The sequence below is a fragment of the Streptomyces sp. NPDC002209 genome, assembly GCF_042890265.1.
Lineage (GTDB): Bacteria > Actinomycetota > Actinomycetes > Streptomycetales > Streptomycetaceae > Streptomyces.
Genome location: NZ_JBIARX010000017.1, coordinates 62,630 through 84,090 on the forward strand (window position 1 = coordinate 62,630; position 21,461 = coordinate 84,090).

Genomic DNA, 21,461 nt, shown 5'->3' on the forward strand with positions numbered 1-21,461 from the left:
GGGGATGTTGTGCGTCATGGGAGGCATCGTGCCGTGCAGGCCGTACGCCCCACCAGAGCGGCGTCAGCCGCTGATTGACCCGAAGCGCACGGAGCAGCGGCCGCCCTGGTCCGCCATGTCGGCGATCAACCGCTCCCCCTCGGCGACGACCTCCGCCTTGTCCTTCTTCGACACCTTCCCGAGCAGCTCGACGGTCAGCGTCCCCTCCTCCAGCCGCCACAGCCCGGCGACGAAACCGTCGACGAGGAGGGTGCAGTAGGACTGGTTCCCCACCCAGGTGCGGCCCTTGATCTCGGGGGCGACCACGCGGGTGCGGTCGGCGTGGGAGAGCAGCAGGTTGTCGAACTCCGGGAGGAAGCGCGGCGGTGCCGGAGTGCCGGCATCCGGCCGGGGCGCGTCGGGCAGGTCGAACAGCTCGACGCCGTTCTCGTCGCGGAAGACCGCCAGCTGCGGGCGCAGCCGCTCGAAGGCCTCCCGCAGCCGGGTCAGCCCGGCCCAGACCTGCATGTCCTTGACGGAGGCGGGCCCGAAGGCGCCGAGGTAGCGCAGTACGACGTCGTCCACGCTCTGCGGTGCCGGCGCGGCGGGTGCGGCAGGTACGGCGGGCGCGCCAGGTGCGTCGAGCCACCGCTCGACGGTGGTGAGCCGTACCTGCCCGCTGCGTCCCCACACCCCCCGCGGCGTGACCTGGACGAGCGGGAGCCGGCACCGCGCGGCGACCGACAGGGACTGCGGATCGGCGTCCGGCCACTGGGTGAGCAGCTCCTCCCGGATCTCGCCCATGGTGCGGGGCTCGGCCTCGACGAACGCCCGTGCGAGCTCGCCGAGCCGTTCCAGATCCACTCCGACGAGGCCCTTGCGGAAGTGGTTGACCTCCCGGTCCCGGGCACCCTGGACCAGCGGCCGCAGGGTCAGCGCGTCGTGCGCGGTGTGGGTGTGGATGGTGGACCGCATGGTGACCATCCGGACGACCTGCCGGGACTCCATCAGCTCCGCGAGCTCGGCGGGCCGGAATCCGGCGAGCCGGGCGTGCAGCTGGAAGTAGGGCGGCTTCACGTTCTGCGCCTGGAGTCCGAGCAGGTGCGCCACGGCGTCCTGCGCGGGGATTGCGGCGCGGCTCAGGAGCAGCTGGCGGGCGAGCGTGGCACGGTTCAGTGAACGGGTATCGAGTACGGGATGCGCAGTCCGGGTGGCCATGGACAGCAAGCTACCCCCGCTTGCGGACAGCTGCTGTCCTCAAGTGGGGCGGCCCTCATATCCTGGGCAACCTGCTCACCGCCCGAGATGCACGCGTGCCAGACGGATTCAACACGAACGTTCGACCGGGAGCTGACCTGCGATGCCGGAGCGCCCAGACCACCGCCCCCCGCCGTCCGGGAAGCGCCCGGGATGGCGCCGCCCCGCGCCCCCGCCCGCCTCGCCACCCGCATCCCCGCCGGCCGGCCCGAAGCCCGAGCCGGCGCCGGGCCCTCCCCCGAACCACCGCAGCGTGATCGACTCCGCCGTCTACCGCGACGGCCGGCGCATCGCCTCCCCCGCGACCCTCGCGGAGACGTTCCGCCGGCTGCGCGACGAACCCGACGGCATGGCCTGGATCGGCCTGCACCGCCCCACCGAGCCCGAGCTCCACTCCCTGGCCGCCGAGTTCAACCTCCACGAACTCGCCGTCGAGGACGCCCTCGAGGCCCACCAGCGCCCCAAGCTGGAGCGCTACGGCGACACCCTCTTCGTCGTCCTGCGCGCGGCGCGCTACCTCGACGCCCCGGAGGAGGTCGAGTTCGGCGAGCTGCACGTCTTCGTCGGCCCGGACTTCCTGATCACGGTCCGCCACGGCGCCGCCCCGGACCTCTCCGCGGTCCGCCGCCGCATGGAGGAGACCCCGGAGCTCCTCTCCCTCGGCCCCGAGGCCGCCTTGTACGCGATCCTGGACGCGGTGGTCGACGGCTACGCGCCGGTCGTCGCGGGCGTCCAGAACGACATGGACGAGATCGAGACGGAGGTCTTCCGCGGCGACCCGGAGGTCTCCCGCCGCATCTACGAACTCTCCCGCGAAATGGTCGAGTTCCAGCGCGCCACCCGCCCCCTGGTCGGCATGCTCCACGGCCTGATGGCCGGCTTCGCGAAGTACGGCACGGACGAGGAACTCCAGCGCTACCTCCGCGACGTGGCCGACCACGTCACCCACACCAGCGAACGCGTGGACGGCTTCCGCCAGGCCCTGACGGACATCCTGACGGTCAACGCCACCCTGGTCTCCCAACAACAGAACGCCGAAATGCGCGCCCTCGCCGAAGCCGGCTTCGAACAGAACGAGGAGATCAAGAAGATCTCCTCGTGGGCGGCCATCCTCTTCGCCCCCACCCTGGTCGGCACGATCTACGGCATGAACTTCGAGACGATGCCGGAACTCCACTGGGCGGCGGGCTACCCCTTCGCAATCCTGCTGATGGCAGTGGTTTGTACGAGCCTGTACGTCATCTTCAAGAAGCGCGACTGGCTGTAGCGAACCACCGCACGAGCTTGATCAACTTAGCGCAAGCGAACCATGGATCACTCCCCCATCGGCCCCGTGGGGAGAATCTGGGGAGTATGTGCGACAAGGCATCGACCAACACGCAGCGCCGCCACCTCACCAGGGGGCGGCGCCCGGCGCAGTCGTCGCCGACCGCGCTCCGCGGGAACTGGCCATTCGGTACGCCCTGCATCTCCGTAGGGTGACATACGGCCGAAGAGTCTTGACGCAGGCCAGCGGCATGCGCAGTCGGCCCGCCGCTCCCGCAGAAGTGGCCGACTTGCACCCTTGCCGCCTGCGCGATGATGACGGTGCATCAGGTTCTGTCAGTGGCCGCCGCTACAACCGAACTGGAGGTCCGCACGGCGCGGGCCGATGGGGAGGGAATCAGCATGCCGAAGGTTCCGGACGGCAAGGTGTACGTACGGCCGCACTTCCGGAGCAGGCCGGGTCCGAAGTCCGCCAAGGGGCTGAGCGTCTGGGCCATCGCCGGTCTGTGTGCGGTGGTGTGGCTCTGGGGGCAGATCTTCGGGTTCAGCGACAGCTCCGCTGAGCAGCAGCCCGCGCCGAAGCCCGCCGTCTCCGCGCCGGCGGGCGGGCAGTGACGGCACGACGGCGGCGAAGCATCCGGTGGCGACCGCGCAGTACCGCAGACGTCCTGGGTGCGGCAGCCGTCGCCCTCGCGCTCGCGGTCGCCCTGGCACAGGCCGCATCGCGCCTCCTGCCGAAGGCCGGCGCGAGCTGGCCGCTGCTGGTCCTGATCGGTCTGGCCCTCGCCACCGGCTTGGCCTGCCTCGGGCTACGGCGCTCCCGCCGGAACCGCGCGGACAGCGAGAGGCTGGCTCGCCTGCGCATCACCTTGGCTGAGTTGGACGCCATGGACGACCAGCAGTTCGAGTATGCGCTACGCGATCTCCTCGTCCGCGACGGCTGGGCGGCCACGAAGGTGGGCCGAGGCGGGGACCAAGCCGCGGACGTGATCGGCGTCCTGGTCCCCCTCGGACGGATAGTGGTGCAGGCGAAGTACACCCGCGTCGGCGGCAAGGTCGGCTCGTCGGTGATGTACGAGGTGAAGGGCACGGCGGGGCCCGCGCACAGGGCGGACCACGCGGTCGTCGTCACCAACGGCTCCTTCACGCGCGACGCCATGGCCTGGGGCGACCGCCACGGAGTCCACTGGGTCGACCGCAACCGACTCGACCAATGGGCCCACAGGGGCAAGGCGCTGCACGAACTACTCGGACTACCTGCTCGACGCCCTCGCCTGCCGTGGCGTCGAGCGGCATGAGACGCAGAGACTGACCCACCAACGAGAACGGGTGGCGCAGCAGGAGCTGTGCCACCCGTTCTCAGGCAAGGGCAAGGTCGTCTGGGACGTACTGAGGGACCACTCCGAGCAGTGCGTCGATGGCCGCGCGGCCCTTGCCGCCGGCCTCGGGCATGAAGTGGGCGTAGTGGTCCAGGGTGATGGTCGGACTTGAGTGACCGAGCCACCGGGCGAGCGTGACGATGGACTCGCCCGCTTCCAGGAGGACCGAGGCGTAGGTGTGCCGGAGCACGTGGGAGCCGTCCTTACGGGAGGCCTTCCACCGTGACCCCTTCTCCCGCACGGGAATGACTCCGGCTGCTGCGAGGGGCGGCTTCCAGGCCTCGTCGGTGAAGATGTTGGCGCGGATGGCGTTGCCGTACGTCGTCGTGAGGACGAGCGGGAAGCTCTGCTTCTCCCGGTCGGGCTCCAGTCCGGCCCAGGCGCAAGTCTTGAACGCCCGCGGGGGAAGGCGGCAGAACGGGTACGCACGGGAGGTCCTCAGTCGGTGGTGAAGCCCCAGAAGATGCCGACTTCCGTGGCGGAGACAGCGATTACACCACAATCCATTACGTGGCTGGTGAAGCCCTCATAGGCACCCTCGCGACGGAACATAGCGGCGTGGGGATCCTCTCGCGCCGTCGCCGCATTGGTAAAAAACAGCGCGTCTCCTCCGAATCTTTCCAGGATCGTTCTCGCGTGCGAGGTCAGCTCGGGCTCTCGCGCATCGAAATCCGGAATGTCGTCTGTCTGGAACCACTCGCCCTGGAGAGTGACCAGGATTTGTTCGGCGCCCCTCCTGGACACAGGGAAGGCCGTGCTGAAGTCTCCTGGCGTGACAGCACTGAACGGGCCGTCCGGGCCGGTGCCGTAGTCACCCCCTCCCGGTGCCGCGGCAACCTTCGACCAGCCACGCGGATCGTCCGTCCGCAGCTGCATGACGTCGAGGGCGTCCAGGCGCCAGTCATCGCGCCGCCGCGCCCCCACGGCCGCGAACATGCCCTCCCCGAAAAGGGCCCGCAGGGAACGGCTCCACGAGGTGGCGTCAATCCGAGTCACGGGCCTTGCTCCAGTTCTCCAAGTGCGCACTACGGGTGCCGGGTCTTGTCGGTGGGCATGGACCTGAGAACGACCCACACAGTCGATCGGGCATTTGTGATCGCTTTCGTCGTCCCCGGCCGCCGTGTGGAGCGGATCGTTCTTGAAATCGGTCAGAGCTCGGCGCGTCGGCGACCGGGGAGTTCGAAGAGCGCCCAGGCGAGCCCGGTAGGGGGCAAGGGGGCGCTCGCCCGAGGGTGCGGCGGCGCGCCTCAGGGTGTGGGGGGCGTGGTCGGCGCGCGGTGCTTGAGGGTGACGGCCGCGGCCTTGGCCAGGGCCAGGGGGTTCAGGAACTGCAGCGGGCCGATCAGGCGCTGTGCGAACAGGTGCATGTGCCGCGCCACCGACTCGTCGCGCGCTGCCGCCGAGAACACCAGCCGTTCCACGGGATTGAACGGGCGGGCCCTGGCGAAGTCGACGGCCATCGACTGGTGAGCGCGCAGCCGGCGCCCGTGCCGGCGTGCGTACGCCGCGAGCGACCTGTCGAGGTCGCCCCGGCCGGCGGCGGCCGTGGCGACGGCCTGCGCGAGCCATTGCGCCGACTGCAGGGCCCACCCGCATCCCACCCCCCACAGGGGATCGCCGGTCAGGGCGGCGTCGCCGATGAGCGCGACCCCCGGCGCGGTCGGCTTGCGGCTGTGGAGCGGGTAGTCGACCGCGCCGATGATCTTCGATATGCGCTCGGCGGAGTCGATGGGCGGAGCCTCGGGCAGGGCGCGGACGAACGCGAGGAAGCTGCCCTCCAGGTCTTCCCGGAAGGCCGGCAGCCGCTTCTTGTCCGGAAGCACCGCGAGGACCGTCACCCCGTCGTCGTTCGGGAACGCGTACGCCATGTCGGGCTCGAGGAACCAGGTCTGGCCGATCCCGCCGGGCAGCGGGAGGTTGCGGAAGTGCGCGAGATAGCCGAACCGCGCGTTCTCGTACTGCCGGGCGGGCACCCCGGCGTACTTCGCCACGGCCGAGTCCTTGCCGTCGGCGCCGACCACCAGGCGGGCCCGGACCTCACGCTCGCCCTCCGGGGTCGAGGCGCGCACCCCCACGGTTCGCCCGGCCTCCCGGACCAGCCCGGTCACGCGATGGCCGAGGAGCAGATCGACGCCGGGGGTCTGCGCCGCACGGGACCTGATCAGCGGGTCGAGGATGCTGCGCCGGATGTTGTACGCGTACGGCAGCTCGGGGCCGGCCGGCGCGGCCTTCGGCTCGATCCATCCCCAACGGGTGTACCAGCGTGCCTCGTTGCGTACGGCTCCCGCCTCCTCCAGTGCGGGAACGAGCCCGAGTTCGTCCAGCACCGGGTAGGCGTTGGCCGTGAGGGAATGGGTGCACAGCACCTTGTACGCCTCGGGGTCCGAGCGGCGTTCCAGCAGTGCGACGCGGACACCGCGCCGAGCCAGCAGGATCGCCGCGGCGCTGCCGGCGAGGCCGGCCCCGCTGATGACCACGTCGTAGTCGTGTCCCGCGCTCTCAGGCCTGGTCATGCGCTGATCGCCCCCTTCGAGGTGTGGTGCCGTCCGTGGGAGTGGAGAGTGGGTCGTGGTGCAGTGCCGCCGCTGTCAGGAACATGACCAATTGTAGAGTCGTCGACCGGTTGAGGCCGTGGCCGCGCCGCCGGATCACCAGGGGCGGAGCAGTTCGCGCAGGGCGTCGGTGTCGCCCAGGAGGGCGTCCGTGTCGCCGTCCGTGAGGGAGGGGTCCGCCACCGGGCGCAGGGCGGGGTCGCTGAGGGCGGCGGCCAGGGCGGCGACCTTGCGGTTGAGGACCTCGTTGACCCGTTCGTCGACCGTACGGGCGGCCAGCAGCACCGTGCAGGTGGGACGGGCGGCGGGGGGCAGGCCGAGGCGGTGCGTGCGGTCGAGGGCCTGGAGCCAGGTGCCGGCGGCGTACCCGCGGTCCAGGTGCACCTGGTCGCTGGCCGCCAGGTGCAGGGAGACCCCCTCGCCCAGGGTCTGCGGGTCGCGACCAGTGCCCAGCAGTCCTCGTCGTGGCGGAAGCGGTCGAGCTCGGCCTTGCGGGCGTCGAGCGGGGTGGCACCCGTGACGACGGCCGGGCGGTGCCGGGCGAGCGCCGTGACCAGTGCCTCGATGTTGCCGAGGAAGCCCGACCAGACGACGGTCTTGCGGCCCCGGGCGCGGTGGTCGGCCACGAGTTGAGCGGCGCGGACCACCTTGGCCGGGCGGATGTGCCGGGTCGGTTCGGTCACCAGCGAGGCCAGGTCCGCGTGGCCGGGCCCGTCCAGCGGCAGCGACCACGGCTGCCCCGGGGCGAAGACCGCGGCCGGGTTCGCCGCGGCCGCGATCAGGTGCAGCAGGGCGCGCCCCGCCTGGGCCGCCACCGCCCCCGAGGCGGATCCCTCGGCCCCGGCGGCCCCGATGGCATCCTGCGCCCACTGCCGTACGCGGCTGGTCATGGCGTCGTACAGGGCGCGGTGGGAGGCGTCCAGGGCGATGCGTTCCACCCGCAGCTGCAGGGGCGGGAGTTCGAGGTCGTCCTTGGTGGCCCGTACGTAGGCCCGGTCCCGGAGGTGGGCGAGGTCGCCGTGGACGAGCCGGTGTCCCTGCCCCGGCCACACCAGGTCGAACACGGCCTCCAGGTCGCGGGGCCGGTTGGGCATCGGCGTGCCGGTCAGGACCATCACGGCGTCGGCGCGGCGGGCGAGTTCCGCGGCTTCCGCGCCGCGCCGGGAGGCGGCGCCGGCCTTGGCGCGGTGGGCCTCGTCGAACACGGTGAGGACCTTCCGCCCGCGGGACCATCCGGCGAGCGCGGCGCGCACCGCCGGATCGCCGAGGCGCTCGTAGTTGAGTACGACGACGGTGTCGGTGCGCGCCATGACCCGGGGCCGTACGGCGACGGCGGGCGCCCGGTCCGGCGCGAAGCAGGCGCGGGCCTCCTCCACCCAGGCCTCGAACGCGGAGGGCGGTGCGACGACGAGCAGGGCGTGCGCGGCCCCCCGGGCCCGCAGCGCGGTGAACACGGCGTACGCCACGGTGGTCTTCCCGGATCCCGGCACGGAGAAGTTCGCGCCGCCGCCCGCGCGCAGCAGCCGGGCCGCGGCCGTGCGCTGGAAGGGGAGCAGGGTCCGTACGAAGCCCAGGGCCGGGAGGTCGATGTCGGCCGGCCAGGCGGATTGTTCGGCCGTGTCGGCGGCGAGCAGCGCGGCCAGTCCGTCCGCGGCGGCGGCTCCGCCCGCGCGGAGCCGTTCGGCGGCCGGAGTCCAGGTCCAGCGGGCTGCGGCCGCGGGGTGCCGCGCGAGCAGCCGGGGCAGGGCCCGGGCCCGGTCGCGGCGGACGACGACCGAGGCCGCGGTCACCGCCGTGGCGGGCGTGCCGTACACGGTCGGGCCGAGGAGGGCGGCCACGTCCTGCCACCAGCGGTCGGTGACGTGCTCGGGCCGCCGGACCACGGGCCGGCCGGCCTCGTCGACGGCCACCGTGCCGGTGACACGGCCGTCCTCGGCCCCGGCCGCCGTGTCCGTGACGCGCCCGTCCCCTGCCGTCGCCGCCGTACGGGCGACGCGACGGTCCTCGGCCTCGGGGGCGGCCTCGGGGGCGGCTTCCGCCTCCGTGGCGGTCACCGGCGGGCCTGCTGCCGGAGGTAGGCCATCACGCCCTGGCGCAGGAAACGGCGCAGGGTTTCGAGGGATTCGTCGGTGCCGTTCTCCACGTCGGGGTCGATGCCCACCTCGTCGATCATGAGGGGCAGGTTCTCGTCGTCGGGGTCGTTCTCCTCCTCGTCGTCACCGGCTCCTGCGACGTCCATGCGGATGCTGGCGAGCCCGCGCGCCTGATCGGCCAAGTTGTCGATGCCGTCGGCCAGGGCGTAGATCCGTTCCTCCCACGTGCGGGTCTCGGCGGGCGGATCAGCGTCTCGCCGCTCGTCCTCCTCTTCCGGACCGTCCGACCACAACGGGACCGCGACGGCGGAGCCGAGACCCTGACCGCCCTGGTGGTCGCTGCCGTCGGCCCGGAATTCGGCGGCGGGCAGCGTCGATCCCGCGAGACCGTCCGCGCCCGCACCCGCACCCGCACCCGCACCCGCACCGAGCCTGCCATCGATGCCGGGCGGCTTGGCCCAGGCCCGCCGCAGCCACTCCTCCAGCATCTCCGCGCCGGTCGCCGGGTCGCGCGGAACGACGGGGTCCTTGACGATGGCCGCGCGGACGATCGCCTCGAGCTGGTCGATCCCCTCGGCGGAGCGGGCCGCGTTCATGACCACGACGTCCGCTTCGACCTTCGTCACCCCGCCACGGCCACCACGGCCGGTCAGGGTCATCGAGGACGGATGCGGGACCAGGCGCGGGGTGCCGTCGGAGCGCGTGCCGCCGTCCTTCCGGAAGTAGTTGCGCAGGGCCGGGTTGGCTGCGTGTGCGACGAGGGCGAGCACGGCCAGGGCCCTCTGATGGCAGCCGAGGCGGTTCCGCTGGGCCTGTACGGCTGCCGCCAGCTCCCCGCGGGCGCCTTCGGCGATCTCCTCGAGGTCCCGGTCGATCAGCTCGGTCCAGTTGCCGTCGTGGTGTTCGATGTCGCGCAGCTCCGGCTTGCGGAAGGAGCGGGCGGTCACTGCGGTGAACTGGCCCATTTCGCCGTCCCCTTCCAGACCTGCGACCAGACCGGCCAGTGAGGCGGTGGTGGTCGCCGCCTGCAGGGGCGAGTTGGGCACTCGCAGCCGCTTGAGCGTCTCACGCACCACGGCGTACCGGCTGCGGACGGCAGGATCGTCGACCACGGTGGAGACCATGACGTGCGTGGTGGCCACGACGCGGTTGCGATAGGGGATGCGCGACGGGTCGTCCGCCCAGGGCACTTCCGTGTCGCCGAAGAAGACGTCCCGCTGCTCCTCGGCGAGGTAGTCGCGGCGGACGAGGTCGTTGACGACCGTGCGGGCCTTGAAGGCCTCGTCGTCCGACTTCCCCCACAGGGTCGGGTTCTGCCCCTTGACGTGGAAACGGGCCATGTCGGCGTAGACCACGTCGTGAGCGCTGTTCTTCCGGTAGGGCCGGACGGCGATGCCGATGTCCATCCGGGCCGTCATCATGCGCAGCGTGGCCTTGGCCTCGAGCGGGGCGCCGTCGAGCCAGGTCTGCACCGCGGACCTGGTCCGGCCCGCCGGCCAGACGGCGAACGACGCCTCCTCGAAGCGCAGTGTCCGGTGGGCCGCCTCGATGCTGTCCGGGGTGTGCGGGCGGACGGTCAGGGGGCCGGCCGGGTCCTCCCAGTGCATCGTGGACAGGTCCGCGTGCGTGCCCATCAGCAGGCCCATGAAGGACTGGGCGACGCTGACCCGCGTCCAGCCGTCGTCCGTCTCGACGAGGTACCCGCGCTCGTCGTCGGACACGTACATGTCGTACACGAAGCCGCGGATCTCCTCGCGGATGCCTTCCAGGGCGAGCGAGTCGGTGAACTCCTTCTCGGCTTCGGCCACGTAGGCGGCCGGGTCGCGGACCTGCTTCTGCGCCTTGGTGATGTTGATCAGGTGGTCGGCGGAGCGGGCCTCGATGCGCAGGCCGGTCCCGACCTCGTGGATCAACGACTGCCCGTGGCCCCGCATGATCCGCTGGGCGGAGGCCGCCATGCGCGGCTGGACGGTGGCCGGGCGCACCATCGGGACGCAGACCACGAGCTGGGCCACCGAGAGCAGTCCTGCGTGGTTGCGCCGCCACTGCGCCCGGCGCACGGCCTCGACGTTCTCCCGGGTGCCTGCCGACACCGCCTCGACGGCCCGGACGAACCCGGCGGGGGTCTCCTCGGGCGGGCAGCCGTGGGCCTTGGCGTACCACTCCATGACGGCCTTGCCGAGTTCGGTGGGCGGCTCCCCGTCGGAGAGTTCGGGCTCGCCCCGCAGGGGCTCGAAGACCGGCGGCAGCAGGGGGAAGACGTTGTCGAGCGGGACGGCGTCCGAGATCAGGTTCTCGTGGCCGGGCTCGAGGAACCGGAAGGTGCTCTTACGGGCAGCCATGGGTGGCAACCTCCTCAGGGTCGACACCCGTCACGGCGCGATGCCCGGGCACGCGTGCGGTCACCCGGCCGACGGCGTGAAGGCGCCGGTGCACGGCCGTGGAGGAGACGGTTACGCGTACGGGAGGACAGGGTGGAGGACGGGTGCGTCGTCGGTGCGCTGCAGGAGCGCGGAACTCAACTGCATGACGACGCAAGCGCCGCCTCCACAGACCGTCACCAGAGCCGGCCAGGCGCGTCGCCTACTGCGGCGTGCGAGGGCGGATGGACTCCCGATGATGTGGAGCGACCACCCGTCGGAGGTGGTTGCGCAGCAGACGGTAGCGGACGGAACATCAACTGGTGGGCCAAACCCGCAAGTTGGCATGTATGAGCGATGATTTCCGGCCATGGCGCCGGCCGGGTCGCAGTCGGCCGTCAGGGCGTGCCGGACGCCAGGGCGTCCAGTTTGCGTTCCAGCGCGGCGATGTCGGCCCTGAGCGTGGCGATGTCGGCCTTGTCCGCCGACTGTTCCGGTTCCGCCAGCTGGACCACCAGCGTGCCGCCCGGTTCGAGGGTGACCTCCGTGGTCTCCGTGACGTCGTCGCCGCCCTGGTGGCGGACCGCCGCGTCGAGGTCGGCGCGGCGCAGGCCGTAGCGGCGGATCACCGGGGTGAGCCAGTGGCCGTCGCGGGCCAGGGTGGTGGAGGAACCCTCCAGCAGGCGGCCGAGCCGTTCGTAGCGGGCTGCCGCCCGGACCACGACGGTGTTCACCGCGAGCAGTACGGCGGCCCCGAAGGCCGCTCCGAGGACCGAGTCGTCCGGGCCGATCACGGCGTTCTGCACGACGTTGGCCAGCAGCAGCATGACGACGAGGTCGAAGGTGCTGAGCTGCGCCAGCTGGCGCTTGCCGACGATCCGGAGCAGCACGAGGATCAGCGCGTAGACCGCGATGGTGCGGAGCGCCTTCTCCAGGTACGGGATGTCGCTCTGCAGGAAGGGTGCGAGGACACCGTGGGCGGATTGCATCGGGTCAACGCTGGCACATCGCGGCGGCGACCGCCGCGATCGACCCGCCGTCGACCGTGGTGAGGCGAGTGGCCGCCCGCCCCGCCGAGCGGGCGGCCGACCGCGCTACGGCTTCGGCAGGGCGCAGCCCGCCCGGTTCAGGTCGATCTTGTTGCCCGCGCCGATGCAGGGGACGATGAGGTACGTCTCCTGGGCGTAGTTGATGCCCTGGCGGACGGTGACGTTGCCGTTCTCGTCCACCTCGCACGGGTTGTTCTCCGTGCAGCGCTGCCCGTCCTCATTGCCCGTGTTGTTGACCGCGACGACCTTGCCCGTCGTCGTGTCGATCACCGGGGAGCCCGAGGTGCCGCCGATGGTGTTGCAGGACGAGGTGTAGCGGACGGAGTCCTTCCAGGTCCACTCGCCCTCCTTGAGGCGGTACGCGAAGCCGTCCACGTTGCAGCTGTAGATCCGCTTCCAGTAGCCGGACACGACCTTGATGGCCGCGCCCTGCACCGGGCGGGCGTCGTTCAGGGTGAGCGCGCTGATGCCGTACTGGCTCTGGATCTGCGCGTACGTCTTGGTGAGCTGGTAGACCGAGATGTCCGTGTCGGTCATCGTCGCGTACGCGATCTTGCTGGCCCGCAGTGTCGCCACGCGCGAGCCCGACGCGTTGAGCAGCGAGAACGAGCGGCTGGACGGCTGGTCCCTGACGACCTCGCCCGGCCCCGGGAAGCCGGTCTCGATGCAGTGTCCGTTGGAGAGGACGAGCGCGGGGTCGGTCGGCAGGGAGCCGGGTGCGCGGACGACGGAGCCGGAGCAGTTGCTGAGCGCGACCGTCCCCGCGTAGTTCACGGTGACGGCCGCCGCGGACTGGCCCTGGGATTCGGAGGCGACGGCCGGAGCTGCCGCCGCTCCTATCAGGAGCAGCGAGAGCAGGGCGCCGGCGAGAGGCTTGTTCATGTGGGGGTTCCCCTCTGATGACGAAGCACGATGCACGAGGCAACCGAAGATCCTCCGGTTGTCATGGGCATTGTTGGGATGTCCGCCTCAACTGACAAGCCTGTACGCCCAGTTGGCAGATGCCACTGCGGTGTCAGGTTCCGGCCATGATCAGCGCAGCAGGCGCTCCCGCAGCCGGGCCGTCGTCGCGGGCGCGATCCCGACGCGCGTGGCGAGATAACCGGCCGCCGAGCCATAGCGCGTGGTCAGGTCGGCGAGGACGAGGGAGAGGATCGTCGCCGGGGCGCGGCCGTACGCGGGCCAGCGCATGGTGCGGCCCGGGTTGGCCTCGTGCCAGTCGGCCGTGAGCCGGGCGGTGGCCAGCTCGGTGAGCGCGAAATCGGCCAGGATCTCCTCCTCGGACACCTCGAGGAGGGTCAGGACGAACGCGGCGATGAGGCCGGTGCGGTCCTTGCCGGAGGTGCAGTGGAAGACCGTCGGTCCGGGGTCGGCGGCGATGAGCTCGATGGCCGCGCGGATCTCCTCGACGCCGTCCTCGGTCACCTCGGCGAACCGGTCGGCCAGGTACCGCCAGGGGTCGACGTCGGGGTCGATCGCGGCCTGGTCGTACGGACGGTGCTCGATGCTCTGGTTGGCGTACGTGAACCGCTCGGCCTCCGGGATCCGGCCCTTGGCCTCGATCTCCCAGGGGTAGCGCAGGTCGATGACGGTCCGTATGCCCAGCCCGAGGAAGCGCTCCCAGTCGGCACCCGCCAGTTTGCCGAGGGAGTCGGACCGGTAGAGCGTGCCCCAGGCGACGGTGCGGCCGTCGGCGGAGCGGTAGCCGCCCAGGTCACGGAAGTTGTGCAGGCGATCGAACGCGATGTGGCGGCGGTGCGTGTCCGCGGGCGGGTCGATGGACAGGTCGGTCAACTGGGGCTCCTCTGGATGCGGTTGTCCTCCCAGGATGCCCCAGGAGCACCAGGCTCCCCCGGAGCACCGCGAACACCGCGAACACCGCGAACCCCCAGGTCCCCTCGACCCTCAGCGCTTGCGCGCGAGCGTGAGGCCGTCCGCGATCGGGAGCATCACCGACTCGACCCGGTCGTCGGCGCGCACGTGGGCGTTGAACTCCCGGATGGCCAGGGCGTTCCCCTCGGCGTCCGCGTGCACCGCCTCTCCCCCGTACAGGACGTTGTCGGCGAGGATCAGCCCGCCGGGGCGCAGGCGCGGGACGAGCTCGTCCCAGTAGGCGCGGTAGCCGGGCTTGTCGGCGTCCAGGAAGACCAGATCGACGACCGGGTCCCGGGGCAGCGCGCGGAGCGTCTCCAGGGCCGGGGCGATCTCGAGGTCGATCCGGTCGTCCACCCCGGCCGCCTTCCAGGCCTCCCGGGCGATCGCCGTCCACTCCTCGGAGACGTCGCAGGTCAGGACCCGTCCGCCGGCCGCCAGGCCCTCGGCCAGGGCGAGCGTGGAGTAGCCGGTGAAGGTGCCGACCTCGACGATCCGGCGGGCTCCGGCGATCCGGCCCAGCAGGGTGAGGAAGACGCCCTGCTCGTGCGGGACCTGCATCTGCGCCGGGCGGCCGAGCTCACGCGTGCGGGCGATCAGCCGCTGCTGGACGGGGCTCGGGGGTTCGGCCTGCGCCACCAGGTACCCGTACACCTCGGGGGTGAGGTGCACCGTCTTCACCTCGTCGGCAGTCCTGTCCATGTCGTCCGTTCACCCTCCGCGAGTCCGTCATGCCGTCGGGAGAGCCCGCGCTGCCGGATCGCCCCGCTGACCAACGACACCGCCCCGGAACGGCAACGGCTCGGACCCGCCCGCGCCGCGGCGGAGCAGGGAGCCCGCAGGAACGCAGTTCCGGGCGGTCGATAGGTTGATCACATGACTTCACGACGGGCGGATGTGCACCACTCGGCTTCGACCTGGCAGCAGCCCTGTCCCGCGCCCGTCTCGGACGTGCGCAGCGCGCTCGTCGCGGAGGTCGCCGATCGCGTTCTGGGCCTCGGCGGCGGGCGGTTGCTCGTGGGGATCGACGGGTTCACCGCCGCCGGGAAGACCGGCTTCGGGCACGAACTGGCCCGGCGGATCGCCGTGGCCGGGCGGCGGACCGTACTGCGGGCCACCCTCGACGACTTCAAGAAGCCGTGGAAGGACCGGCACCTGTACGACCGGGAGTCCGGCGAGGGGTACTACCGCAACGCCTACGACTACGACGCGGCCAAGCGGCTGCTGCTGGACCCGTGCCGGTCGGCGCAGGCGGCGTCCTGTGCGCTGTGTTCCATCGATCCGCTGACCCAGCGGGACCATTCCGCCGAGACCGTGGCCGTCCCCGCCGACGCCGTCCTGATCGTCGACGGGGTGTTCGCGTTCCGGCCCGAGATCGACGGCTACTGGGACTTCCGCGTCTGGCTGGACGTGGACGCAGAGCTGTCCGTACGGCGCGGCGCCGAGCGGGACCGGAACTGGGCCGGGTCGGACGCCGAGTCGATCCACCGCAACCGGTACCTGGTGGCCGAGCGGATCTACCTCGACGAGGTCGACCCCCTGCCGCGGATGGACGCCGTCATCGACAACTCGGTCTTCGACCGGCCCCGCCTGCTCGGCTGACCGTCAGCCCGCCGGGTGGAGTGCCGCGTACTCCAGCGGGGCCGACGGGTCGATCGTGAGGCCGTGCGGCGCCGGCTCCGCGTCCGCGCGGACCAGCAGGTCGCCGATCGCCGCGATCATCGCCCCGTTGTCCGTGCACAGCGTCATCGGCGGCACCCGCAGTTCGATGCCCGCCGAGGCGCAGCGCCGTTCCGCCAGCGCCCGGACGCGCGAGTTGGCCGCCACTCCGCCGACCACCACCAGCGTCTTCACGTCGTACGCCGTGCAGGCCGCGACGGCCTTGCGGGTCAGTACGTCGGCCACCGCCTCCTGGAGCGAGGCCGCGCCGTCGGCGACCGGCAGCCGCTCCCCGCGCTGCCGGTGGCCCTCGGCCCAGCGGGCGGCGGCCGTCTTCAGCCCGGAGAAGGAGAAGGAGTACGCGTACGGGTCCTCCCCGCGCGGTCCGCCGGTCAGCGGGCGGGGGAACGGAACCGCCTTCGGGTTCCCGCCCCGGGCCGCCCGGTCGATGGCGGGCCCGCCCGGATACGGCAGGCCGAACACCCGGGCCACCTTGTCGAAGCACTCCCCGGCCGCGTCGTCCAGGGTGTCCCCGAGGTGCAGGATCGGCTCCCGTACGAGGTCCCGTACGAGCAGCAGCGAGGTGTGCCCGCCGGAGACGACCAGCACCACGCAGGGCTCGGGCAGCGGGCCGTGCTCCAGGGTGTCGGCGGCGACGTGCCCGGCCAGGTGGTGCACCCCGTACAGCGGTACGCCCAGCGCGTACGCGAGGGTCTTGGCCCCGGCCAGTCCGACCTGGAGCGCGCCGGAGAGGCCGGGGCCGGTGGTGACGGCCACCGCGTCGAGCTGGTCCGCGCGCAGTCCGGCCCGGTCGAGGGCCTGGCGGACCACCGGGTTGAAGGCGTGCAGGTGGGCGCGGGCCGCGATCTCGGGGACGACCCCGCCGAAGCGGGCGTGTTCGTCCATGCTCGACGCGACGACGTGCGCGAGGAGGCGGCCGCCCTGCACGATGCCCGCGCCCGTCTCGTCGCAGGAGGACTCGATGCCGAGCACCACCGGAGAAGCAGCCATCAGACCCGCACACCCGACCCTTATTGCGAATAGTTCGCAATAAGGATACAGGGGGTGCGCTGCGGGTCACGCCGCGAGCCCGGCCTGACCCACAGCGCACCCCCTAGCCGCGCGGGACGACCGTCGCCAGCACCGACGGCAGGGGATACCAGTCCGCCGATGCGATGGACGCGTGGTGCCGGGCCATCAGGCCGACCCGGTCCAGGGCCTGCGCCTCGGTCGGGTGCACCCCGTCGATGGCGGGCGCCACGCCGTGGGCGTCGGTGGCGATCAGCAGGTAGTGGTTGCGGTCGTACCAGGCGGTGTCGATGGAGCCGCCCGCGTACGCGCTCGCGTCCCCGTCGAAGACCACGAACCAGGGGCGGAGCGTTGCGTCGGCGTACCGGGCACGCGGGTCGCCGGCCTCGGCCCGGTGCACGGCGGGGAAGGCGGCGGCCTCGCCGAGCCGGCCCGCGGCGGCGAGGGAGCGCAGGTGCTGGGCGTACTCCCGGCCGGTCCACAGGGTGTCGCCGGCGTTGCCCTCCTCCAGCGTGCCGGGGATGAGCTCCACCAGGAACTTCCCGGCCATCTCGGCGCGGCTCGGCCAGGCCCCGGCCCGGGCGGCGGAGTCGAGGTCGGGGTGGCCCGCGGCGAGCCGGCCGGGGCGGTAGAGGGCGTCGCCGAGCTTCGAGGCGAGGAGTGCGTCGAGCTCGGCCGGGCCGCGCCCGAGGTTGGCGGCGAAGCCGTCCTTGAGCTCCAGCTTGAGGACGACCGGGCGGTGGCCGGGGTGGGCGTCGTGCCAGCTGCGGATGTCGGAGAGGCAGCCCGCGAGGTTCTGGTTGCGGGACTTGGTGCGCAGCTGGGCGGGGCTGGTGGCGTTCTCGCAGTTGTTGTCGTTGCCGAAGGGGTTGTCGTGGGCGACCCGCCAGGAGCTGCCGAAGAAGTTGGTCCACACGTCGAGTTCCAGCATCGCGGCGCCCGAGTCGAGGGCGTCCGCGAAGTACGGGTACTTGGCCTTCTCGTACGCGTTGTGCACGCCGACGCCGGTCGATCCCGCGTACGGGAGGTCGGCGGCGGTCCCTGCCGCCTTGGCCGCAGCCCCTGCCGGGGCCGCCCCGAGTACGAGGGCCAGGGCCGCCAGGCCCGCCGTCACCGCGCCCGCCATCCGGTTCCGCAATCCCATGCTTTCGGCTCCTGTCCGCCCAGTCGGTACGCCATGTGGCAACTCGCGGGGAGGGTAGGCGAGTTGGGTGACGACCGGAAGGACGGGGGATGACGGGTGCCCGGCTGTGAGAACGGACACGTTCCGGATCCGGAACTGCCGTCGTCACGCCGCCCGTCGAACAGGGGGCCGATCGGGCTCCGATCGGGGTTCGCGAGCGGGAGTGCCAGATGTTCACCAGGGTTCGCGGGCGGGCCGTACGGGTCTGCCTGCTCGTCGGCATGTGCAGCGCGGTGCTGATCGGGGGCGGCGGGTTCCTGTGGGAACTGCACGGCATCGCGGCGCACCTCGCGGACGGGGATCCCGCGGAGGGGAGCTACGTACAGAACCCGGAGCAGGCCGACCGCGCGGCGGCGGCCGTGCTGGACGGGCTGGCGCGGGAGGTCCCGCCGCAGGAGGGCCCGGTACGGCAGACCCCGGCGCAAGGGGCTCCGGTACGGCAGACCCCGGCGCCCGAGGCCCCGGTACGGGGGACCCCGGCGCCGGGATCGGCCCCGCCGGGCCCGACCGCGCAGGGCACGGGCGGCCCCCCGGCCGGCGTGCACTGGCGGTCGGGCGGCTGGCAGCCCTCCGACCCTCTGGTCGCGCGGCCCGCCGCTGCCGAGCCCACGACCGGGGCGCTGTTCTCGCCCGGCGAGGACGGGGACCAGGACCACCACTGTTCGGCCGGCGTGGTCCACTCCCCCGACGGCGACCTCATCGCCACCGCCGCCCACTGCGTGTACCGCGGCAGCCTCGGCTTCCGCACCAACCTCGCCTTCGCCCCCGGCTACCGGGACGGCGAGGCCCCGTACGGGATCTGGGTGCCCACCCGGATCGACGTGGACCCCCGGTGGACCGAGGACCAGGACCCCGACTACGACGTGGCCTTCCTCCGGATGCGCCGGGCCGGCCGTCCCGGCGAACGCCTGGAGGACGCCACCGGGGCCCATACCATCCGGTTCCGGCCCGAACTGCCTGCGCCGGCCCGGGTCGTGGGCTATCCGAACGACACCGAGTACCCGGTGGAGTGCTTCAACACCGCCCGCGCCGCGGGGCCCGCGCAACTGCGGCTGGATTGCGCGGACGTACCCGACGGCACGAGCGGTGGTCCGGTGCTGACCGACGCGCACACCCTGATCGGGGTGGTCGGCGGCCGCGACGGGGGCGGGGACGAGACGACCTCGTACAGCAGCCGGTTCGACGAGGCGGTACGCGCCCTGTACGAACGGGCCGTGGCGGCCCGCTAGACCCGCCGGATCGGGGCGGCCCTACGAACCCGAGTCCGGCGGGCCCGGGTGGTGCGGCGGGTAGGCGGCGGTCTCCGGGGCCGTCGGCAGGCGCCACTTGGACAGGACCCGGATCACCGTGCCCGGGCTCAGCAGGGTGTTCGGCGAGGCCGACAGCGACAGCACGCCGAAGAAGGGCCGGGAGATCTCCGGGTCGGCGTTGGCGCCCACGATCACCCGGGACATGTAGGCCTGCAGGACCTTGGTCATCTGGTCGGGCGGCGGCCCCTCGGTCTCCGGGTAGCGCATGTCCTCGCTGGTGGCGATCTGCCAGGCCACCTCGGCAGCGGCGGCCGTGCGCCGCTGGATGCGCCGGGCGGCCGCGGCGATCTCCCGGGGTGCCAGCCCCCGGATGGCGCCGGCCAGCGCGTCCGCCGCGAGGGCGGCCACCGTCATCCCGTGCCCGTACACGGGGTTGAACCGGCAGGCCGCGTCGCCGAGGACGACGAATCCGGCCGGCCAGCGGTCGAGCCGCTCGTAGTGGCGCCATTCGTTCGCGGTGCTCCGGAACCCCGTCGGCGAGGAGAGCGGTTTGGCGTCGCGGAGGGCGTCGTACAGGGCCGGGGTGCGCAGGCTCCTGGTGTACTCGAGGAACTCCTCGTCCCCGGTCGGCGGGGCGTGTTCGCCGTTGCCGATCAGGGTCGCCAGCCAGCGGCCGTCGTCGAGGGGCACCAGCACTCCCCCGCGCGGACTGTCGGGGCGGCCCTGGACGTACATGCCCTGCCAGCGGCGGGCCGGATCCGGCGGGACCTCGTAGTAGCGGCTGGAGTAGCCGAGACGGGAGTCGTAGCGGGTGGTCGCCGGGGCCGGGTGGCCGAGGGCGGCGAGCCACGCCGGGGCCCGGGAGGTCCGCCCGGTCGCGTCGACCACGAAGCGGGCGGGCAGCGGGCCGCCCTCGCGCAGCCGTACGCCGGCCACGGAGCGGCCGTCCGGTCCGGGGACGAGCCCGGTCGCCGTCGATCCGGCGCGGACCCGGATCCGCTCGTCCCGCAGCACCTCCCTGCGGACCGTCCAGTCGATCAGCTCGCGGCTGCCCACCAGGATCCGGGAGCCCGGAACCTGGTGGAACCAGTCGGCGGAGCTCAGCCACAGGAAGTCCCGCGGCGACTCCATCAGGGCCGCCCCGGCCGCGAGCAGCTCGCGGGTGACCCCGGGCAGCAGCTCCTCCATCAGCTCCAGGCCCCGCGACCACAGCACGTGCACGTGCCGGGACTGCGGCACACCGGGCCGGAAGGCCGGTCCGGCATCGGGCAGTTCGTCCCGCTCCACCACGGTCACGCGCGCGAACCGCTGGGCGAGTGCCCGCGCCGCCAGCAGCCCTGCCAGGCCTGCGCCGAGGACCACTGCGTGGTCGTGGGCTTCTGGGTGGTTGTCCGTGTCGTCGTCCATGGCGCCGAGTCTCCCGTGGCGGGCGCACGCGGGATCAGGTCCCGCCCGGGGCGCCCCGAGGCACCCCGGGGGCGGACGGGCTCACGGCGGGGCGCCCGGCCCGGCCGCCGTCAGCGTGCGAGGGGGCCGTACGGGACGGAGGTGAGCTTCTCCGAGGCCGCCCAGAGCCGTTCGCCGGAGGCGTCGTCCAGGGTCCACTTGGCCCGCCAGGAGCGCGCGGGCGCCCCGCGCCAGCCGAGCCGCGGTCCGTGGAACGCGTCGGGCCGCACCCCCGGTGCGGTGGCCGCGTACAGCGTGGGCAGGGCCCCGGAGGCGGCGGACTGGGCGAGGACGGCGGCGCCGAGCCCCATCAGCCGGAACATGGGCCGGTGGCCCTCCTGGCGCGACGCCCCGACGTGCAGGTTGGTCGAGGCGTAGCCGGGGTGCGCGGCGGCCGCGACGATCCCGGAGCCGACGGCGTCGAGGCGCCGGGCCAGTTCGTGGGTGAAGAGGAGGTTGGCGGTCTTGGAGCGGCCGTACGCGATCCAGCGCCGGTAGCGGTGCTCGCTGTTCAGGTCGTCGAGGTCGATGTCGCCGAGCGCGTGGAAGCCGCTGGAGACGGTGACGATCCGGGCTCCGGGGGCCGCGGCCATCAGCTGCGGCAGGAGCAGCCCGGTCAGGGCGAAGTGGCCGAGGTGGTTGACCCCGAACTGGGTCTCGAACCCGTCGGCGGTCCGCCCGAAGGGCAGGGCCATCACGCCCGCGTTGTTCACCAGCAGGTCGAGGGAGGGCCGGCGCTGTCCGAAGGCCTTCGCGAACTCCCGTACGGAGCCCAGGTCGGCCAGGTCCAGTGGTACGAACTCCACCTCGGCGCCCGGGACTTCGGCACGCAGCCGCACCACGGCGGCGCGGCCGCGGGCCGCGCTGCGGCAGGCCAGCACCACGTGCGCGCCGTGCCGGGCGAGCTCCCGGGCGGCGACGTAGCCGATACCGCTGTTGGCGCCGGTGACGACGGCGGTGCGGCCGCTCTGGTCGGGGATGTTCTCGGCGGTCCAGCCAGGCATGCGGTCTCCCTCGCGAGGTGGGTCGAGCGACGGGTTACGTGGGGTTACCGAGGGTAGACCTCGCCCTTCGCGGGGGTGGAGCC

Annotated in this window: 19 protein-coding genes; 5 read left to right on the plus strand and 14 right to left on the minus strand. The window is 72.6% G+C overall.

The window, feature by feature from the left end:
- Positions 1-63: 63 nt before the first annotated feature.
- Positions 64-1,197: a winged helix DNA-binding domain-containing protein gene (locus ACFYXK_RS27080; RefSeq protein WP_389413468.1), complete on the minus strand. Its 1,134-nt coding sequence runs from the start codon at positions 1,195-1,197 to the stop codon at positions 64-66.
- A 142-nt stretch (positions 1,198-1,339) separates the two neighbouring features.
- Here ACFYXK_RS27080 and ACFYXK_RS27085 point away from each other — a divergent pair, with 142 nt between their 5' ends.
- From ACFYXK_RS27085 to ACFYXK_RS27095, 3 genes are all read left to right on the plus strand, one after another.
- Positions 1,340-2,503, plus strand: coding sequence for a magnesium and cobalt transport protein CorA (locus tag ACFYXK_RS27085; protein WP_389413469.1), 1,164 nt, complete (start codon positions 1,340-1,342; stop codon positions 2,501-2,503).
- Positions 2,504-2,904: 401 nt separating this feature from the next.
- Positions 2,905-3,117, plus strand: coding sequence for a hypothetical protein (locus tag ACFYXK_RS27090; RefSeq protein WP_389413470.1), 213 nt, complete (start codon positions 2,905-2,907; stop codon positions 3,115-3,117).
- Positions 3,114-3,800, plus strand: a complete 687-nt coding sequence (locus tag ACFYXK_RS27095) for a restriction endonuclease (RefSeq protein ID WP_389413471.1) — start codon at positions 3,114-3,116, stop codon at positions 3,798-3,800. Before ACFYXK_RS27090 ends, ACFYXK_RS27095 begins: the two co-directional genes overlap by 4 nt.
- Before the next feature lie 61 nt (positions 3,801-3,861).
- Here ACFYXK_RS27095 and ACFYXK_RS27100 read toward each other — a convergent pair whose 3' ends face one another.
- The 9 genes from ACFYXK_RS27100 to ACFYXK_RS27140 all read right to left on the minus strand — a co-directional run bounded on the left by ACFYXK_RS27100 (position 3,862) and on the right by ACFYXK_RS27140 (position 14,509).
- Positions 3,862-4,071: an integrase gene (locus ACFYXK_RS27100; protein WP_389413472.1), complete on the minus strand. Its 210-nt coding sequence runs from the start codon at positions 4,069-4,071 to the stop codon at positions 3,862-3,864.
- Between the two features lie 248 nt (positions 4,072-4,319).
- A complete protein-coding gene (locus ACFYXK_RS27105; RefSeq protein WP_389413473.1) occupies positions 4,320-4,817 on the minus strand; it encodes a hypothetical protein in 498 nt (165 codons plus the stop codon).
- A gap of 311 nt (positions 4,818-5,128) precedes the next feature.
- On the minus strand, positions 5,129-6,394 hold the full coding sequence (locus ACFYXK_RS27110; RefSeq protein ID WP_389413474.1) for an NAD(P)/FAD-dependent oxidoreductase: 1,266 nt from the start codon (positions 6,392-6,394) through the stop codon (positions 5,129-5,131).
- On the minus strand, positions 6,391-8,487 hold the full coding sequence (locus ACFYXK_RS27115) for an SNF2-related protein (protein WP_389413475.1): 2,097 nt from the start codon (positions 8,485-8,487) through the stop codon (positions 6,391-6,393). The genes ACFYXK_RS27110 and ACFYXK_RS27115 overlap by 4 nt, the downstream gene beginning before the upstream one ends.
- A complete protein-coding gene (locus ACFYXK_RS27120) occupies positions 8,484-10,868 on the minus strand; it encodes a hypothetical protein (RefSeq protein ID WP_389413476.1) in 2,385 nt (794 codons plus the stop codon). Before ACFYXK_RS27120 ends, ACFYXK_RS27115 begins: the two co-directional genes overlap by 4 nt.
- Positions 10,869-11,284: 416 nt before the next feature.
- Positions 11,285-11,875: a DUF421 domain-containing protein gene (locus ACFYXK_RS27125; RefSeq protein WP_389413477.1), complete on the minus strand. Its 591-nt coding sequence runs from the start codon at positions 11,873-11,875 to the stop codon at positions 11,285-11,287.
- Positions 11,876-11,980: 105 nt separating this feature from the next.
- Complete coding sequence (locus ACFYXK_RS27130; protein WP_389413478.1) at positions 11,981-12,817, minus strand: serine protease; 837 nt, start codon at positions 12,815-12,817, stop codon at positions 11,981-11,983.
- Positions 12,818-12,967: 150 nt separating this feature from the next.
- Positions 12,968-13,729: a tyrosine-protein phosphatase gene (locus ACFYXK_RS27135; RefSeq protein ID WP_389413479.1), complete on the minus strand. Its 762-nt coding sequence runs from the start codon at positions 13,727-13,729 to the stop codon at positions 12,968-12,970.
- Between the two features lie 111 nt (positions 13,730-13,840).
- Positions 13,841-14,509 carry an O-methyltransferase gene (locus ACFYXK_RS27140; RefSeq protein ID WP_389413480.1) on the minus strand — a complete coding sequence of 223 codons (669 nt, stop codon included), beginning with the start codon at positions 14,507-14,509 and terminating at the stop codon, positions 13,841-13,843.
- A 174-nt stretch (positions 14,510-14,683) separates the two neighbouring features.
- Here ACFYXK_RS27140 and ACFYXK_RS27145 point away from each other — a divergent pair, with 174 nt between their 5' ends.
- Positions 14,684-15,409: a uridine kinase gene (locus ACFYXK_RS27145; RefSeq protein WP_389413481.1), complete on the plus strand. Its 726-nt coding sequence runs from the start codon at positions 14,684-14,686 to the stop codon at positions 15,407-15,409.
- A gap of 3 nt (positions 15,410-15,412) precedes the next feature.
- On the opposite strand, the gene tsaD is transcribed toward ACFYXK_RS27145, so the two are convergent.
- Together tsaD and ACFYXK_RS27155 are read right to left on the minus strand one after the other, a co-directional pair.
- Positions 15,413-16,477 (minus strand): tRNA (adenosine(37)-N6)-threonylcarbamoyltransferase complex transferase subunit TsaD, encoded by a 1,065-nt coding sequence (gene tsaD / locus ACFYXK_RS27150; RefSeq protein ID WP_389413482.1) that lies wholly within the window; start codon positions 16,475-16,477, stop codon positions 15,413-15,415.
- Between the two features lie 103 nt (positions 16,478-16,580).
- A complete protein-coding gene (locus tag ACFYXK_RS27155) occupies positions 16,581-17,639 on the minus strand; it encodes a phosphatidylinositol-specific phospholipase C domain-containing protein (RefSeq protein WP_389413483.1) in 1,059 nt (352 codons plus the stop codon).
- 209 nt (positions 17,640-17,848) lie between these two features.
- On the opposite strand from ACFYXK_RS27155, the gene ACFYXK_RS27160 reads away from it, so the two are divergent.
- Complete coding sequence (locus ACFYXK_RS27160; RefSeq protein WP_389413484.1) at positions 17,849-18,907, plus strand: trypsin-like peptidase domain-containing protein; 1,059 nt, start codon at positions 17,849-17,851, stop codon at positions 18,905-18,907.
- A 21-nt stretch (positions 18,908-18,928) separates the two neighbouring features.
- Here the strand turns inward: ACFYXK_RS27160 and ACFYXK_RS27165 are convergent, their stop codons facing one another.
- The gene (locus ACFYXK_RS27165; RefSeq protein WP_389413485.1) at positions 18,929-20,335 is read right to left on the minus strand and encodes an FAD-dependent oxidoreductase; all 1,407 of its coding nucleotides are present in this window, start codon (positions 20,333-20,335) and stop codon (positions 18,929-18,931) included.
- Positions 20,336-20,445: 110 nt separating this feature from the next.
- A complete protein-coding gene (locus ACFYXK_RS27170; RefSeq protein WP_389413486.1) occupies positions 20,446-21,378 on the minus strand; it encodes an oxidoreductase in 933 nt (310 codons plus the stop codon).
- Positions 21,379-21,461: the final 83 nt, after the last annotated feature.